The organism is Butyrivibrio sp. AE2032, from assembly GCF_000702965.1.
This window is the reverse complement of record NZ_JNLF01000003.1, coordinates 618,857-634,842: the sequence shown is the minus strand read 5'-3', so window position 1 is coordinate 634,842 and position 15,986 is coordinate 618,857. Positions and strand designations below refer to the sequence as shown.

15 protein-coding genes are annotated in these 15,986 nt (G+C 44.6%); 13 read left to right on the top strand and 2 right to left on the bottom strand.

Annotation, left to right across the window (positions count from 1 at the left end):
* Positions 1 to 183 precede the first annotated feature (183 nt).
* Positions 184 to 987 carry a hypothetical protein gene (locus BO18_RS04590; protein ID WP_034443992.1) on the bottom strand — a complete coding sequence of 268 codons (804 nt, stop codon included), beginning with the start codon at positions 985 to 987 and terminating at the stop codon, positions 184 to 186.
* Positions 988 to 1,209: 222 nt separating this feature from the next.
* On the opposite strand from BO18_RS04590, the gene BO18_RS04585 reads away from it, so the two are divergent.
* From BO18_RS04585 to BO18_RS04565, 5 genes are all read left to right on the top strand, one after another.
* Positions 1,210 to 1,722, top strand: coding sequence for a DUF6106 family protein (locus tag BO18_RS04585; RefSeq protein WP_034443990.1), 513 nt, complete (start codon positions 1,210 to 1,212; stop codon positions 1,720 to 1,722).
* 15 nt (positions 1,723 to 1,737) lie between these two features.
* Positions 1,738 to 3,195 carry an IMP dehydrogenase gene (guaB, locus tag BO18_RS04580; RefSeq protein WP_034443988.1) on the top strand — a complete coding sequence of 486 codons (1,458 nt, stop codon included), beginning with the start codon at positions 1,738 to 1,740 and terminating at the stop codon, positions 3,193 to 3,195.
* A gap of 37 nt (positions 3,196 to 3,232) precedes the next feature.
* Entirely contained in the window at positions 3,233 to 5,953 is a 2,721-nt protein-coding gene (locus tag BO18_RS04575; protein ID WP_242856512.1) for a bifunctional diguanylate cyclase/phosphodiesterase, read from the top strand.
* Between the two features lie 156 nt (positions 5,954 to 6,109).
* Positions 6,110 to 7,813 (top strand): glutamine--tRNA ligase/YqeY domain fusion protein, encoded by a 1,704-nt coding sequence (locus BO18_RS04570; protein WP_051688497.1) that lies wholly within the window; start codon positions 6,110 to 6,112, stop codon positions 7,811 to 7,813.
* A 20-nt stretch (positions 7,814 to 7,833) separates the two neighbouring features.
* Positions 7,834 to 8,688 (top strand): DUF2225 domain-containing protein, encoded by an 855-nt coding sequence (locus BO18_RS04565; RefSeq protein ID WP_034443986.1) that lies wholly within the window; start codon positions 7,834 to 7,836, stop codon positions 8,686 to 8,688.
* Positions 8,689 to 8,738: 50 nt separating this feature from the next.
* Here BO18_RS04565 and BO18_RS04560 read toward each other — a convergent pair whose 3' ends face one another.
* Positions 8,739 to 9,041, bottom strand: a complete 303-nt coding sequence (locus BO18_RS04560) for a hypothetical protein (protein WP_034443983.1) — start codon at positions 9,039 to 9,041, stop codon at positions 8,739 to 8,741.
* A 177-nt stretch (positions 9,042 to 9,218) separates the two neighbouring features.
* On the opposite strand from BO18_RS04560, the gene BO18_RS04555 reads away from it, so the two are divergent.
* The 8 genes from BO18_RS04555 (at position 9,219) to BO18_RS04520 (ending at position 15,934) form a co-directional block, all read left to right on the top strand.
* Positions 9,219 to 9,830, top strand: a complete 612-nt coding sequence (locus BO18_RS04555; RefSeq protein WP_051688496.1) for a TetR/AcrR family transcriptional regulator — start codon at positions 9,219 to 9,221, stop codon at positions 9,828 to 9,830.
* Between the two features lie 11 nt (positions 9,831 to 9,841).
* Complete coding sequence (locus BO18_RS04550) at positions 9,842 to 10,777, top strand: carbohydrate kinase family protein (RefSeq protein WP_034443981.1); 936 nt, start codon at positions 9,842 to 9,844, stop codon at positions 10,775 to 10,777.
* Between the two features lie 114 nt (positions 10,778 to 10,891).
* Entirely contained in the window at positions 10,892 to 12,412 is a 1,521-nt protein-coding gene (gene malQ, locus BO18_RS04545) for a 4-alpha-glucanotransferase (protein WP_034443979.1), read from the top strand.
* Between the two features lie 30 nt (positions 12,413 to 12,442).
* Positions 12,443 to 13,471, top strand: a complete 1,029-nt coding sequence (locus tag BO18_RS04540) for a LacI family DNA-binding transcriptional regulator (RefSeq protein WP_034443975.1) — start codon at positions 12,443 to 12,445, stop codon at positions 13,469 to 13,471.
* Positions 13,472 to 13,509: 38 nt separating this feature from the next.
* Positions 13,510 to 13,788: a hypothetical protein gene (locus tag BO18_RS04535; protein WP_034443974.1), complete on the top strand. Its 279-nt coding sequence runs from the start codon at positions 13,510 to 13,512 to the stop codon at positions 13,786 to 13,788.
* Between the two features lie 74 nt (positions 13,789 to 13,862).
* Positions 13,863 to 14,645 carry a mechanosensitive ion channel family protein gene (locus BO18_RS04530; RefSeq protein ID WP_034443971.1) on the top strand — a complete coding sequence of 261 codons (783 nt, stop codon included), beginning with the start codon at positions 13,863 to 13,865 and terminating at the stop codon, positions 14,643 to 14,645.
* Positions 14,646 to 14,777: 132 nt separating this feature from the next.
* Positions 14,778 to 15,299, top strand: a complete 522-nt coding sequence (locus tag BO18_RS04525; RefSeq protein WP_034443969.1) for a QueT transporter family protein — start codon at positions 14,778 to 14,780, stop codon at positions 15,297 to 15,299.
* Positions 15,300 to 15,322: 23 nt separating this feature from the next.
* Complete coding sequence (locus BO18_RS04520) at positions 15,323 to 15,934, top strand: thymidine kinase (RefSeq protein WP_034443966.1); 612 nt, start codon at positions 15,323 to 15,325, stop codon at positions 15,932 to 15,934.
* Positions 15,935 to 15,986 lie beyond the last annotated feature (52 nt).

The following is a 15,986-nucleotide window of genomic DNA, read 5'->3' as shown; positions in this document are numbered from 1 at the left end:
GGCCTTTGGCAAATATATGTACCGTCGCTCAGAGCTCTGAGCATTCCGAGAAGCCAAGCTTGGAGCCTGTCTTCTCTCCATAGAGCTGAAGAATCGCTCCTTGCACATATATTTGCCAAAGGCCCGGGGCAAGTGCGCCAGACCGGCCAGGACAGCCGTCCACATGACGAAAAAATTCCTGACTTACTGCATAAGGTAAGCCAGGAATTTTTTTGCGTTATCGATTCGCTCAGTGTTTATGATGATTCCGACGATTGGAGCTTCATTAGGATACGCTCCGCAGTCAGTAAGGATCTTGGAGTTCTTCAATATGATTCCTACAGGGACCGGATTGTCCATTTCGGACTTGTCCTGGACGGGATACTCGAAGGTCTCGTTGTACTTGGCGGCCATAACTGCATACTTGTTGGACTTATCGTACTGACCGTTGGTGAGGTAGTCTGTGTAGGTGCTTGAAGTCAGGTAATCGATGTAGCCCTGATCCACGTAGAAGATCAGTCCCTGAGAATCCCAGGAAGCAATCTCATCTGCACTGTAGACATCGCGAAGATCCATATAGGTCTCAAGTGAAGCGTAGTGCCCGAAGGTGTTAGTATCTGCAACTACCACATCAAGCTCTTTTGATGCCATGACAGCCATGAGCTTCTCACTGGTTGCGACTGTTGAGTTGTCCATGTTGGCAAGAGAGAAACCTGCAGAGGTGTCTGCAAGAATGGCTTCCTGTGTGGTATCTATCCCTGCATATTCTGCATAGCCGTTCTGTATTTTTTCCTGGGTTTCCAGGCCTGCTGCGTTTATCAGCATTGAATATAGAGCGTAGGGCTTGTTGTTCAGTATATCTCTGGTGAAGGTGACAATGAAGATCATCACGATCAGTGCCACGATTGTGTGTATCTTGTAATATTCCCAAAAATAATCCCAGTGGGCCTTGAAGCCCTGACCCTTAAGTTTCTTTCGCTGCTCTCTTATTTCTTCATTTACAGACATGTTTCTTTTACTGCCTCCCGATTGTGTTAACAAAAATATAATATTATTTTTGCGTTAAACCATATATAATGGTAATAGGCGTTTTGCGTACTTAAGTAATGATATAAAAGCCAATTTTTAGTGTCAACCGAAAAATCTAAATAAAGTATAAAAAAGACCTTGAAAGATTAGAGGAAGCAATATAAGATAGTCAATAAAATTAAACAGGAGGAGTTTACCGTAATGGCGTTAGAAAACAATTATGTTGAATGCCTTGTGGCCAGCAAGGGCTCACCTCTGGTTAAGTTCTTTAGCTATCTTTCATTAGTGCTGGCAGTCATTTTCTTTCTTTCCTCAATCTTGACAGTTCTCGGGATTGCGGGTCTTATCCTGTGCGTTGCTGCAGGAGTAGTTTATTATTTCCTTACTTTAAATGCGAATATTGAATTTGAGTATCAGTACTGCGAGAGGGAGATCACAGTTGACAAGATACTTAACAAGTCAAAGCGCAAGAATGTAGGAAAGTTTGAGGTTGACCACATTGAGGCTCTGGCTCCCACAAACTCTCACCATCTGGACGAGTTTAAGAACAAGACCCTGAAGACTATGGATTTTTCCGCAAGGGACAAGAGCAGACAACCTGATCCAACATATACATTTATATATGATGGAAAAGAGAGGATCATTTTCGAACCTACTGCTGAGTTTGTAGCAGCAGTAAAGAGCGTAGCACCTAGAAAAGTTTTCACAGATTAAAAAGGGAGTCATATCATGGGACAGATTATTGGCGAAGGAATTACTTTTGACGATGTGCTTTTAGTGCCTGCATATTCACAGGTTATACCTAATCAGGTTGACGTTTCTACTTACCTGACAAAGAAGATCAAGCTCAACATTCCGCTTATGAGCGCCGGTATGGATACCGTAACCGAGCACAGAATGGCAATTGCCATGGCAAGACAGGGCGGAATCGGAATCATACACAAAAACATGTCTATCGAGGCCCAGGCTGAAGAGGTAGATAAGGTTAAGAGATCAGAGAACGGCGTTATCACAGATCCATTTTCTCTTTCACCAGATCACACACTGGCAGATGCTGATTCACTTATGGCTAAGTTCAGGATTTCCGGTGTGCCTATCACAGAGGGCAGAAAGCTGGTTGGAATCATCACCAACCGTGACCTTAAGTTTGAAAAAGACTTCTCCAAGAAGATAAAAGAGGTTATGACCAGTGAAAACCTCATTACTGCAAAGGAAGGGATCACTTTAGAGGAGGCTAAGAGCATTCTTGGAAAGTCCAAGAAGGAGAAGCTTCCTATAGTAGATGACGATTACAATCTTGTTGGACTTATCACCATCAAGGATATTGAAAAGACCATTAAGTACCCTCTTTCAGCTAAGGATGATCAGGGACGACTTCTGTGCGGAGCAGGTGTTGGTATCTCAGCTAACTGCCTGGACAGAGTAGCAGCTCTTGTAGATGCAAAGGTAGACGTTGTTGTTCTTGACTCTGCCCATGGTCATTCCGAGAACGTACTTAAGTGCCTTCGCATGATAAAAGAGAAATTCCCAGACCTTCAGGTTATCGCAGGAAACTGCGCAACAGCAGCTGCTACAAAGGATCTTATTGAGGCAGGAGCTGATGCTGTTAAGGTTGGTATCGGACCTGGTTCCATCTGCACAACACGTGTCGTTGCAGGTATTGGTGTCCCACAGGTTACAGCAGTTATGGACTGCTATGAGATGGCTAAGAAGTACGGTGTACCTATCATCGCTGATGGTGGTATCAAGTACTCAGGTGATATTACAAAGGCAATCGCAGCAGGAGCTAACATCGTTATGATGGGTTCCATGTTCGCAGGATGTGATGAAGCTCCCGGTGAGTTCGAACTCTACCAGGGCAGAAAATATAAAGTTTACCGTGGAATGGGATCTATCTCCGCTATGGAGAACGGTTCTAAGGACCGTTACTTCCAGGAGGATGCCAAGAAGCTTGTTCCGGAAGGTGTAGAAGGACGTGTTGCCTATAAGGGAACAGTAGAGGATACTGTATTCCAGCTTATGGGTGGTCTGCGTTCAGGAATGGGCTATTGCGGATGTGCATCCATAGAGGAACTGAAGGAGAGCGGAAGATTTATCAAGATGTCTCCCGCAGCCCTTCGTGAGTCCCATCCTCATGATATCCAGATCACAAAGGAAGCTCCTAACTATAGCGTTGATGACCACTGAGCTTCTTTGTAGATTCCTCTTGAGGGGGAAAATATAGTTGCCTGACATAATCAACAATGCTGAAAAAATGCAAATGACCACGGGCTCTGCATCAGAACAGAGTGGAGCCCTTGGTAATATTGCGCTTAAGAACAAGGAAGAGATGCAGTCCTGGCAGGACAGATTCTGTGAGATGGCCGGGGTGTATTCTCTTTGTCTTGACGCAAACGGAGTTCCCATCACTGAGTTCTCCGGAAATGCCCATGAAATAGAGATAATAAAGAAATATGTCACGCCTATAAGGATCCACAATATCTATAAGCGTGTTTCAGAAAGCGAACTTGAGGATCAGGCTGTTGAGATAACAGAGATCCCCAATCTAAGACTTGCTGCCATTGCTGTTTCAGACGGCACTCAGATAGCAGCAGTATGGATCGTCTGCGGAATCTTCACTGATGCCCGGTATGATTCAAGCTTTTTCCACTTCCCACCAATCGACAATTTCCAATATCTGATATCAGAGGATAAATTCTATAAGACTCTGGATCTTCTGAGGGAGACTTTGAATGTTCTCATAAAGGTTGAGACATCAAGGTCTAAAGCTATTGCCAAAAGTGAGGCCTCAAAGCTCCAGGAAATAGAGATGACCACCTCTTTCCACAGAGCAGAGACCATGACAGAGATCGTATCACTGCTTGATAGCGATGAGCCAATAGAAGAGATCATGGTAGAGGTGCTTTCAAAGCTCTGTACCTATCTCCAGATAAGCAATGCCTTTACCTGCAGGATCCATCACAATACCCTTATGGATATTGTCGTTCAGTGGGCACTTCCGGGCGTGGGAAAGCTCTATTCAGAGACAACAGACCAGGAAGTATGCTGGTTCATGGGAAATCAGAAGGCAGTAGTCATCTCCAGCGACACCCAGATGAATGCCGGGGAGAGGGAGCAGATTGAAAACTTAGGTATAAGAGCCCTTGTTTCTATGCCGGTCATTATCAATGGTTCAGCCATGTTTTATGCCTGCTTTACAGAGAACAGAGAGGCCAGGATCTGGTCCATCGACGACATCAAGTTCATAAACGACGCCATCAGGATCATGCAGAGTATCATCACAAAGAGACTGCAGACCAACTCACTGGCAAGCTCTTTTGCATCCCTTGAGGCAGTTCTTGATAACGTGGGAAGTTCAATCTACGTAAGGGATACAGGCACAGGAGTGCTTCTTTTTGCCAACAGGAGCTTTAAAAAGAACTTTTCCAAGGAACTTACTGAGAATAAGCTGGCAGAGCTTTTCGAAAACAATATACCTTCTAGAAGCTACAGCGGAAATTATGAGGTCCATCACAAGGACAGAGAAAAGTGGTATGACGTTTACTACACCAGGATCAAGTGGGTGGACGGACGCCCTGTTTCCCTGTGCGCTATATATGATGTTACTGAGAAGAAGCTCTATCAGAAGAGAATAGAGCAGCAGGCTTATACAGATTTCCTGACAGGTCTTTTCAACAGAATGTGCTGCGAAAAGGATCTGGCAAGGTACGTGGACGAGTCTACACAAAATGGTGGACACGGCGCTTTGATGTACCTGGATCTGGATGACTTCAAGCACATCAACGACAGCCTTGGCCATCAGTACGGCGACGTGCTATTGCAGGATATTTCAAAAGCTATCTCAAGGATAGAGGGCATCCAGGGCTCATGCTATCGTATGGGCGGTGATGAGTTCGTTATCATAGTTCCTCCTGAGAGCTATTACAGGATGAACAAGATATTGGAGGAGATCAAGGACGCCTTCGCAACGCCTTGGTACCTTAAGGACAGCGATTATTACTGCACCATGAGTATGGGTGTTGTCAGATTCCCGGATCACGGTGACAACGTATCCGAGCTTATCAGAAAGTCCGACGTTGCCATGTACGAGGCGAAGAAATCCGGTAAAAACAGGATCGCTGAGTACTCTGACAATATTGATTCTTCCTCGATCCACAGGCTGGATCTTGAGAAGAATATGTATGATGCCATAGGCAAGCATTGTGATGAATTCGAAGTATTCTTCCAGCCCATCGTCAGTGATTTCCATAGCGGAAGAGGCAAGAAGGTCAGACACATCGGAGCAGAGGCTCTTGTTCGCTGGAACAGCAATGCTCTGGGCTTCCTTAATCCTGATGAGTTTGTTCCCCTTGCTGAGTATCTGGGACTTATCAATCCTATCGGCAATCACGTGCTCCGTAAGGCCTGCGAGTGCTGCAGAGCCTGGAACGAAGAAGGCAAGGGTGAGTTTGTCGTAGGCGTAAATCTGTCGGTGGTACAGATCATGCAGACAGACATTGTGGATATAATAAAGAGCTGCATTGAAGAGAATCACATTAAACCTTCAAACCTGGTACTTGAGCTTACAGAGCGACTTGCCATCAACGATCTGGCAAGGACGAAGCAGACTCTTTTGGATATAAAGGCACTGGGCGTAAGGCTTGCACTGGATGATTTTGGAACAGGCTACTCTGCTCTTAGCAGTATCCGTGCCCTTCCATTTGATATCATCAAGATAGACAAGGACTTTGTAAAAGACATTTCGGAGGACGAATATTCACAGGCTTTCGTAAGGTCAATTGTGGACATGGGAAAGACCATCGGCGCAGAGGTCTGCGTAGAGGGTATCGAGACCAAGGAACAGCTGGATGCTCTTAAGGGTATGGGCGTAAAGTACATCCAGGGCTACTATTTTGACAAGCCTGTAAGGCGTGCTGCCTTCGAGGAAAAATATGTCTATAAGTAAAAGGTCCGATGTGATATACTGTAGTGATATAGGGGCATAATGTAAAATGCGTACAAGCTTGCTTGTTAAGCATTTGGCATTAATGACTGTAGGATTGCGAAAGCGTATACGCGAAGCAATCCGTATATTACTAATAGCTAAGGAAAGAAAAGAGAAATGGCAGAAGAATTAACAAATGTAAATGCAAATCCTGAGGGAGAAGGCGCTACCTCAAGACACTTTATCGAGAGAGAGATCGATAAGGATCTCAAGGAGGGAGTATACGATCATGTATGCACTCGTTTTCCTCCTGAGCCCAACGGATTTCTGCATATAGGTCATGCCAAGAGCATACTTCTTAACTATGGTATGGCCAAGGAGTACAACGGCAAGTTCAACATGAGATTCGATGATACCAATCCTACCAAGGAAAAGTCCGAGTTCATGGACGCCATCATCGAGGATGTTAAGTGGCTTGGCGCTGATTATGAAGACAGACTCTTTTATGCATCTGACTATTTCGACCAGATGTATGAGGATGCAGTAAAGCTCATCAAGAAGGGCAAGGCTTATGTATCTGAGCTGACAGCTGATGAGATGAGAGAGTACAGAGGAACTCTCACAGAGCCCGGTAAGAACGACCCTAACAGAGACAGAAGCGTTGAGGAAAACCTTCGTCTCTTTGAAGAAATGAAGTCCGGTAAGATTGAGGACGGAGCAATGACTCTCCGTGCAAAGATCGACATGGCATCACCTAACATCAACATGAGAGATCCTATCATCTACCGTGTTGCGCACATGAGCCATGCAAGATGCGGAGACAAGTGGTGCATTTATCCTATGTACGACTTTGCTCATCCTATCGAGGATGCTATCGAGGGTATCACACATTCCCTTTGCACCCTTGAATTTGAGGACCACAGACCACTTTATGACTGGGTTAAGACTGAGTGCGAATACCAGAACCCACCACGTCAGATCGAGTTTGCAAAGATGTATCTCAACAACGTGGTTACAGGTAAAAGATATATCAAGCGTCTTGTAGAGGATGGAATCGTTGACGGATGGGATGATCCTAGACTTGTAACCATTGCATCTCTTCGCAGAAGAGGCTTTACACCTGAGTCCATCAAGATGTTTGTAGATATGTGCGGTATCAGTAAGGCACAGGCAACTGCAGAGTATGCAATGCTTGAGTATTGCATCAGAGAGGATCTTAAGCTGAAGGCAAAGAGAATGCTTGCCATCCTTGATCCTGTTAAGCTTGTTATTGATAACTATCCTGAGGGAGAGATCGAGTATCTTGAGATCGAGAACAACAAAGAGGTTCCTGAGATGGGAACCAGAAAGATCCCCTTCGGAAAAGAGCTTTACATCGAGCGTGAGGACTTCATGGAGGAGCCTCCTAAGAAGTACTTCAGACTGTTCCCCGGCAACGAAGTAAGACTTATGAATGCTTACTTTGTAACCTGCAACAGTTTCGTAAAGGATGAGAACGGTGTTGTTACTGAGATTCACTGCACCTATGATCCTGAGACTAAGGGCGGAGACAGTCCTGATGGAAGAAAGGTAAAGGGAACAATCCACTGGGTTGAGGCCAGTGAGGCTTTTAGAGCTGAAGTTCGTCTTTACGAGAACATTATTGATGAGGAGAAGGGCGTATACAACGAGGACGGTTCACTTAACCTTAACCCTAATTCCATCAAGGTTATAAAGGATGCGGTACTTGAGCCCGAGCTTAAGAATGCACAGCCTTACGATAAGTTCCAATTCGTAAGAAATGGCTTCTTTAGCGTTGACAGCAAGGACTCACAGCCGGGAGCTCCAATATTTAACAGAATAGTTTCACTTAAGAGTTCATTTGTACTACCTAAAAAATAATTCTAAGGAGAGGTACGGGCATGGGCATTTTTTCTGGATTTGAGAAATTAGGACTTGGAAATCTTGGAGGAGAACAGCTTTTTGAGGACCCAAGAAAGAAGCAGGTTCAGGCTAAGAAGGAAGAACCCACAAGGAAGCTTCAGCTTGTCAACGAAGAGGATTTTCTTTTTGACAAGAAATACAAGTGTCCGGTCTGTGAATCGGATTTTGATGCTAAGACCGTAAGAACGGGTAAGGTAAGGATGAAGAATGTAGACATCGACCTTCGCCCTGATTATGATGAGCTTGACCAGAACAAGTATGACGTAATTGCTTGTCCATCCTGTGGTTATGCTGCCCTGAGCAGGTACTTCACTACACTTAACAAGTACCAGATCGATGACATACGTATCAAGATCTGTATGAACTATAAACACGAGCCCTGTGATGATCCGACCTACAGCTATGACTATGCCAAGAGGCTCTATCAGCTGGCTCTTGCCAATGCAGTGGTAAAAAAGGCAAAGAACAGTGAGAAGGCTTACATTTGCCTGAAGACAGCCTGGGTTGTAAGAGGTGAGACCCAGCGTCTTGATCCTGAGGCTGAAGGCTATGATGCTAAGAAGGCTGAGAACGATGCTCAGGAAAAAGAGCTTTTGAAAAATGCCCTGAATGGATTTATCATGGCAAGACAGACTGAGGAATTTCCTATTGCTGGAATGGACTCAACTACTCTTGATTATCTGATCGCAGCTTTGGCTGTTGAGACAGATGAAAGAGAAGTGGCATCTAAGATGATCTCAGAGCTTTTAGTTTCCAGAACCGCCAACAGCCGTATCAAGGATAAGGCAAGATTCCTTAAAGAGATGATGGCTGAGAAATACGGAGAAGAATAAGAACAAAAAAGGGCTGTCGCAGTGATGCGACAGCCTTTATTAGTTGTTATTTATTTATCTTCGTCGTCGAAGAACTCTTCTGAATCTTCAGGTTCCTCGGAGTCATCCTCGTCAAGAGGCTCTTCTTCGTTTGATGAAGAAGTGATATCAACGTATTTGCGTGAACCGAATTTGGATTCTGCAGATGCCTCGTCGTCATCATCAAAATCGTCGAAGTCATCGAAATCGTCGTCATCAAAGCTGTCAGCGATCTCTTCCTCTCTCTTGCTCAGATAGTAATACGCACCTGCTGCAGCTGCTCCAACTGCGGTACAGAAAAGAACAAATTTACCAAAAGTGTGTTTTTTGGACATGTCAGCCCCCTCCTAATGTTGTACAGTCATATTGATTGTAATACAAATTCTCAATTTGTAAAAGTCCTGAGTATTAAAATTTGATAAAAGAACGAAAAATCGTTTGATGTGACCTGAGGCAAATGGTACACTTATTGTAGACTGTTATAGTCAATTGTGGGGAATTGGGGAATATTAATGAACGAGAGATTTTTTGAGCTAAAAAAAGAAAAACAGGACAAAATGATAAATTCCGCCCTAAAGGTCTTTTCCCAGTACGGATATCGTCATGCAAGCACAGACGAGATAGTTAAGGGAGCAGGCATAAGCAAGGGCCTTCTTTTTCACTACTTTGAAAGTAAGATAGGGCTGTATTCATTCCTGTATGACTATGCCACAAGGTTTGTGGCCCTGGAACTTACCCAGTATGTTGAGAAGGATGAGAATGACTATTTTGAGCTGTACAAGCAGATCGTTACAGCCAAGGCCAATGCAATGTCTCAATACCCGTACATATTTCTTTTCCTGAGTAAGGCTGATGAGGAGACGGAAAGAGAGGCCCTTGGAGAGATAAGTGAGAGAAGGGAAAAGTACAAAAGGATCATGAATGCCCTTCGGGAGAGAGCGGATATCACTGTATTTGCTCCGGGAACAGACTATGAGAAGATCGGTCACATCCTGGACTTTACCATTGATGGACTTATTCTTAAGGAGGTTTTGGCGGAAGGCTTCAGGTCAGACCTCTTCCTGGAAGAAGCAATAGAGTATGTGGATATTATCAGAAATTTGACTGTTACAGGATTACATTAAGGAGGTTCGATATGAGCAGATTCTTAGTAGCAGGTGTAACACAGATTGAGACAATCGTCAGAGTGGACAAGATCCCGGTGAACTATGCGCCGATCACCAGCGTGAATGATTCCATCTTCACGGCCATGGGAGGCGACGCCTACAACGAGTCCCTGGCTCTTAAGTGGCTGGGTGATGAGGTTTGCTTCATGTCCATAGTTGGCAGGAATCAGGATCTGGGAATGATAAATCCTCCCGATAGGAAGATCACTCTTTCTACAGAGTACATTATCCCTCAGATGAAAGAGACTCCCACTGAGGTGGTTCTGTACGACAAGGAGCGTAAACAGCAGATCTTCGAGGATCTTAAGGATCTTCGTGAGAATGTTTATGATATGTCCATGGTTGCTCCTATTGCTGAGAGCTGCGATATGATGGTGCTGGCAAATGCCAATTTCTGCAGACCTTTTGCCAAGGCAGCAGCTGAGCATCACAAGCCCATTGCTGTAAACATCAGAAGCTATAAGCCTGAAAAGGAAAAATATAACACCGACTTCCTTGAGCCGGCTAAGGTTCTTTACTTTAGTGATGATACTCTTTCCGAGGATCCATACTCATTCATAGACCGTATGTCAGGAACCTACGGAACAGAGATCATTATCCTTGGTCAGGGCAGCGAGGGTCTTATCCTCTTTGATAAGTCCAAGGATCTCAGGGTACATTATAAGACTGTTAAGACCAATGAGGTTGTTAATACCATTGGTGCCGGTAATGCGCTTTTTGCATGTTTCCTTCACTATTACATGGAAACCGGCGACAGCGTAAATGCTATCAAGAATGCCCTTTTGTTTGCTTCCTACAAGATCGGATACATGGGAACATCAAACGGATTCATGACAACAGATCAGCTTGAACAGTGGAGAAACCTGATCTGGGGCATCAAAGACAACGGTTTTGGAAATAATTGAAATTAACTTTTATTTATGATAAAGTAGAGCTGCGGAAACGTTACCGGGAACGGAATGATTTCCGTAGCTTATTTATGCTTTGTATAAAGCTTTTGGAAAAAGGAGAGGTCAAATATGGCAAAAAAAGATAGCAAATCCAGCAGAAAATGTGGAGTTCTTCTTCCGATCTTTTCTCTGTCTTCAGAGTACGGAATAGGAACTTTTTCAAAGGAGGCTTATGACTTCGTGGACTTCCTTAAGGAGGCCGGACAGTCCTACTGGCAGATACTTCCTTTGGGACCTACCAGCTACGGCGATTCGCCATATCAGTCCTTTTCTACTTTCGCAGGAAATCCATATTTTATTGATATAAAGACACTTATTGATGAGGGGCTTATTACTAAGGCTCAGGCTGATAAGTGCGATTTTGGCGGCACTGAGGAGTACATCGACTATGAAAAGATGTATAAGTCTAGATTTGTGCTGCTTAAGAAAGCCTTTGAAAATATTGATAAGGCTAAGGATGCCAAGACTCTGAAGAAGGAATTTGAGGCATTTAAGAAGAGCAAGGACAATGACTGGCTCGCAGATTATTCTCTTTTCATGGCTCTCAAGAATGCAAATGGCGGAAGAAGCTGGAATACCTGGGAGGAAGGCGTTCGTCTTCGTAAGGCTCCTGCTATGAAGGCTGCAAAAGAGAAGTATGCCCAGGAGATCGATTTTTACAGCTTCCTTCAGTATCTCTTTTCAAAGCAGTGGGCAGCACTTAAGGGCTATGCAAACGAAAAGGGTATCGAGATCATCGGTGATATCCCGATCTACGTTGCCTTTGACAGCGCTGATACATGGGCTAATCCTGAGCTCTTCCAGCTGGATAAGAAGAATGTTCCGATCGATGTGGCTGGATGCCCTCCTGATGCTTTCTCCGCTACAGGACAGCTTTGGGGAAATCCTCTTTACAAGTGGGATTATCACAAGAAGACTGGCTACAAGTGGTGGATGAAGAGAATCGCTCACTGCTACAAGCTTTATGATGTTATCAGGATCGATCACTTCAGAGGCTTTGACGAGTACTATGCGATCCCTTACGGCAATCCTACTGCTGAGAAGGGTGAGTGGCGTAAGGGCCCTGGAATAGATCTTTTCCAGACCATGAAAAAAGAGCTTGGCGATATGAAGGTTATTGCTGAGGACCTTGGATTCCTGACACCTTCAGTAATCAAGCTGGTTCAGAGGACCGGATATCCCGGCATGAAGATTTTGCAGTTTGCCTTTGATTCAAGGGAGGAGAGCGACTACCTTCCTCACAACTACACCAAGAACTGCATCGTTTATACAGGAACACACGACAACGATACTACCAGAAGCTGGTTTGATCAGCTTCCTCGTGCAGATAAGAAATTTGCCAAGGAATACCTGGGTATCAAGAACGCAAAGGATGCTGTATGGGCAACTATCAGGGCAAGCTTTGCCAGCGTTTCAGATACTGTTATAATTCCTATGCAGGATTATCTGGAGCTTCCGGGCTACGCAAGGATCAACACTCCTTCAACCCTTGGCGGAAACTGGGTTTGGAGAATGAAGAAGGATGCTCTCTCCAAGGAGCTTTGCGCTAAGATGCACGACTTTGCAAGGATCTACAGAAGGCTTCGTTAATAGAATATTGGCGATTGGACGGCGATATAAATGTCAGAGATTACAATAGTTGAAATAGCCAGAAGATGCGGCGTTGGAGTCAGCACCGTATCCAGGGCTATCAACAATCATTCGGATATCAATCCGGAGACCAAAAAGAGAATCATGGATGTTATTAAGGAGACAGGCTACATTCCTAATAACAGTGCCAGGAACTTAAAGAGGACCGATGCCAAGTGCATTGCGGTTCTGGTGAGGGGTATCACAAACTCCTTCTTTGCTCCAATGATCGAGGTTGTTGAGCAGGAGGTTGAGGAGAGGAAGTATGCCCTTGTGATACGTCATGTTGAGGCCTACGAGGACGAGGTCGATGTGGCGCTGGAGCTTGAGAAGGAAAAGAGACTTCGCGGTATCATCTTCCTTGGCGGAAGTGCAAGGCACTCTGCTGACAAGATCAAGCAGCTGAGGGTTCCGGTGGTTTTCACCACTGTTGGTTCGGATATTTCCGATGACCTTAACAGGAACGAGTACTCCACGGTTTCTGTGGATGATGCCAAGGAGAGCTTTAAGATGGTTGAGCATCTTATAAGCCTTGGCCATAGGAACATTGCCATCATGACTGAGAGAAGCGATACTCCTTCTGTAGTAAGGCTGAGACTTACAGGATATCTGGAGGCTCTCAAAAAGCACGGTATTAAGGTCAATGAGAAGCTAATAAGACCTGTTGATAAAAAGATCTACACTTTGCAGAATGGTTATGACACAGCCAAGGCTCTGATCGAGTCCGGGGAGAAGTTTACGGCGCTCTACTGCATTTCAGATGTACTGGCTGTTGGTGCACTTCGTGCTTTTGCAGATGCAGGGATCAGGGTTCCTGAGGATGTAAGCGTGGCAGGTTACGACGGACAGGAGATTGCCCAGTACAGTGTACCAAGGCTTACAACCCTTAAGCAGCCTGCAGGAGAGATCGCCAAAAAGGCAACGGATCTCCTCTTCGACATCATCGACAAGGAGTCCGATCACAGGCACATCGTATTCCACGGGGAGCTTGTGCAAGGGGAATCGGCGGCGAAAATCTGATAAATATTTAAGTTACTGGATAACGGGGGCGCTTCGAAATGTATTTACAGGAAAAAAACATTTCGAAGCGCCTGGTTGTGAAGAAAGATAAGTTAGGAGAATTTAGAATGCTAGATAAACTAGAGTATGAAGGTTATGTTGGAACAGTGAATTATGATAAGAAAGCCGATTACTACACTGGAGAAGTGGAAATTGACGGAAGGATTTACACTTATGAAGGTGATAGCCTTGAGGAACTCCAGGAGGACTTTGAGGATATAGTTGATTCTATAATTGCTTTCGAGGATATGGGGGATGATGAGGACGAGGAGGAGTAACTTCTCCTTCGCCAAAGCCCTGCAATTGTGATATACTACCTTTGTTTATGATTTTTGAACGAGGTAGTATTTTTATGAAAGAATTTGTTGATATATTTTTGAAGTATGTGCTGCCATTTATCGTGGCTTATTTTCTTAATTTAGTTCTTAATAAGGTTCTTAGTAAGGAGCTTTTAAGAGGGAAGATTCATCTCATCTTTCTTAAAGGCCTTATTCTTGCTTTTATTTGGGCGGTTGCAGCCCTTACAGCTTTAAGTGGGATTCCTGCTTTTTCGAAGACCTGGGAGACGGCGGTTGCTTCTTCAGGAATCGCAGCTGTGGTATTAGGTCTTGCAGCCCAGTCTACTCTTGCAAATGTCTTTTCCGGAATAGCTCTTTCTGCATCCCATTCAAGGCCCTTTGATATCGGCGACAGAATAAAGATTGATGCCTATGAGCCTGGATTTGTGGAAGATATCACCTTAAGACATACTGTGATCAAGACCTATCAGAATGAGATCATCTATATTCCTAATTCCATCGTTGGGTCCAACACTATAGTGAACTATACTCAGGAGGAGTCTTTTTCCTATCCTATCAGGGTTTCTGTGGCCTATGGAACAGACATGGATAAGGCCATGGAGGTTATGGCTACAGCAATCGAGTCTCATCCTAAACATTATGGACCAAGACCTACGGTTTTATGCAAGAGCTGTGATGACAGCGGAGTGACCCTTCAGGCTCTGGTGGAGACAAAGGATTTTAAGGACAACCCAAAGGCATGCTCCGAGTGCCTTGTGGAGGTCATGAAGAGATTTAAAGAAGCAGGAATCGAGATTCCATACAACAAGCTGGTGCTTTTAAAGGGCGAGGAATAATTTACTCTTTACAAATGGGCAGCAATCTGTTTATACTACCTTGAACAAAAAACTGTGATTATCTGGGAGGTGACATTACCGCATGGTTGCAGTGGTAACTTTTTAATTAATTATTTTTGGAGGCAACCAACTATGAACAAAACAAGCAACAGAACTCTTTACATTGTTCACGCGGCAGTCATCGCAGCACTTTACGTTGTGCTCACAGCAATCGCAGCAGGCTTTGACCTGGCTAGCGGCGCAATTCAGGTAAGATTTTCAGAGTGTCTTACAATTCTGCCCTACTTCACAAATGCGGCAGTTCCCGGAGTAACTCTTGGATGTCTTATCGCTAACATCGTTACCGGATCAGCAATGCCTGATGTTATCTTTGGAACACTGGCTACACTTGTTGGAGCAGTAGGTTCTTATCTTCTTAGAAAGAACAGATTCCTTGTTTCTATTCCACCGGTACTTGCAAATGCGATCATCATTCCATTTGTTTTAAAATATGCTTACGGCATTGAGGGAAGCTTTTTCTTCTTTGCTCTTACTGTAGGTGCAGGCGAGATCATTACCTGCGTAATCTTCGGACAGATCCTTATTTCAGCGCTTAAGCCTATCCAGGGAAAGATCTTTGGTGTACAGGCAGACGCTGTTGCAAAGCAGAAATAATATAATAATTTAGAGGGGGAAGTATGGGAAAGCTGTATTTCAGGTATGGAGCTATGGGGAGTTCCAAGACCGCAAATGCACTGATGGTGCGCTACAATTATCTTGAGAAGGGACAGAACTGTATTCTTCTTAAGCCCGGCATCGAGGACAGGGACGGAGAAAAGACCGTCAAATCAAGAATGGGCCTCGAGGCTGAATGTACCTTCGTTGAGGATTTCCTTGATGAAGTGGTAAATGAATGGTTTACCAAGAAGTCAGATGCATGGAAGAAGCTTGACTGTGTCCTGGTGGACGAAGCACAGTTCCTTACAGAGGAACAGGTTGATCTTTTGGCAGAGGTGGTGGATCGCTATGATCTTCCGGTTATCTGCTATGGCCTTAGAACAGATTTTACAAGCCATCTCTTTACAGGTTCTAAGCGCCTTATGGAGATCGCAAACTATATCGAAGAGGTTCCAACAGTCTGCTGGTGCGGACGTAGAGCCCACTTTAATGCAAGGGTCTGCAATGGCAAGATTGTAAGAGACGGCGAGCAGATCATGATGGGTGGCAACGAGTCCTACGTATCTGTCTGCAGAAGACACTTCCTTTCCGGCGAAGTAGACGGAACCCGCGAGCGTGACATAAAAGAATAAAAGAAATACGCCTTCCCCCGGGAAATACATTGTAGCCTGGATCAGGCGCCTG

Bases quoted from the DNA above. Each gene is read 5' to 3' on its own strand.
- BO18_RS04590 (WP_034443992.1), bottom strand. From the start codon at position 987: ATGTCTGTAAATGAAGAAATAAGAGAGCAGCGAAAGAAACTTAAGGGT.
- BO18_RS04585 (WP_034443990.1), top strand. From the start codon at position 1,210: ATGGCGTTAGAAAACAATTATGTTGAATGCCTTGTGGCCAGCAAGGGC.
- guaB (WP_034443988.1), top strand. From the start codon at position 1,738: ATGGGACAGATTATTGGCGAAGGAATTACTTTTGACGATGTGCTTTTA.
- BO18_RS04570 (WP_051688497.1), top strand. From the start codon at position 6,110: ATGGCAGAAGAATTAACAAATGTAAATGCAAATCCTGAGGGAGAAGGC.
- BO18_RS04565 (WP_034443986.1), top strand. From the start codon at position 7,834: ATGGGCATTTTTTCTGGATTTGAGAAATTAGGACTTGGAAATCTTGGA.
- BO18_RS04560 (WP_034443983.1), bottom strand. From the start codon at position 9,041: ATGTCCAAAAAACACACTTTTGGTAAATTTGTTCTTTTCTGTACCGCA.
- BO18_RS04555 (WP_051688496.1), top strand. From the start codon at position 9,219: ATGAACGAGAGATTTTTTGAGCTAAAAAAAGAAAAACAGGACAAAATG.
- BO18_RS04550 (WP_034443981.1), top strand. From the start codon at position 9,842: ATGAGCAGATTCTTAGTAGCAGGTGTAACACAGATTGAGACAATCGTC.
- malQ (WP_034443979.1), top strand. From the start codon at position 10,892: ATGGCAAAAAAAGATAGCAAATCCAGCAGAAAATGTGGAGTTCTTCTT.
- BO18_RS04540 (WP_034443975.1), top strand. From the start codon at position 12,443: ATGTCAGAGATTACAATAGTTGAAATAGCCAGAAGATGCGGCGTTGGA.
- BO18_RS04535 (WP_034443974.1), top strand. From the start codon at position 13,510: ATGTATTTACAGGAAAAAAACATTTCGAAGCGCCTGGTTGTGAAGAAA.
- BO18_RS04530 (WP_034443971.1), top strand. From the start codon at position 13,863: ATGAAAGAATTTGTTGATATATTTTTGAAGTATGTGCTGCCATTTATC.
- BO18_RS04525 (WP_034443969.1), top strand. From the start codon at position 14,778: ATGAACAAAACAAGCAACAGAACTCTTTACATTGTTCACGCGGCAGTC.
- BO18_RS04520 (WP_034443966.1), top strand. From the start codon at position 15,323: ATGGGAAAGCTGTATTTCAGGTATGGAGCTATGGGGAGTTCCAAGACC.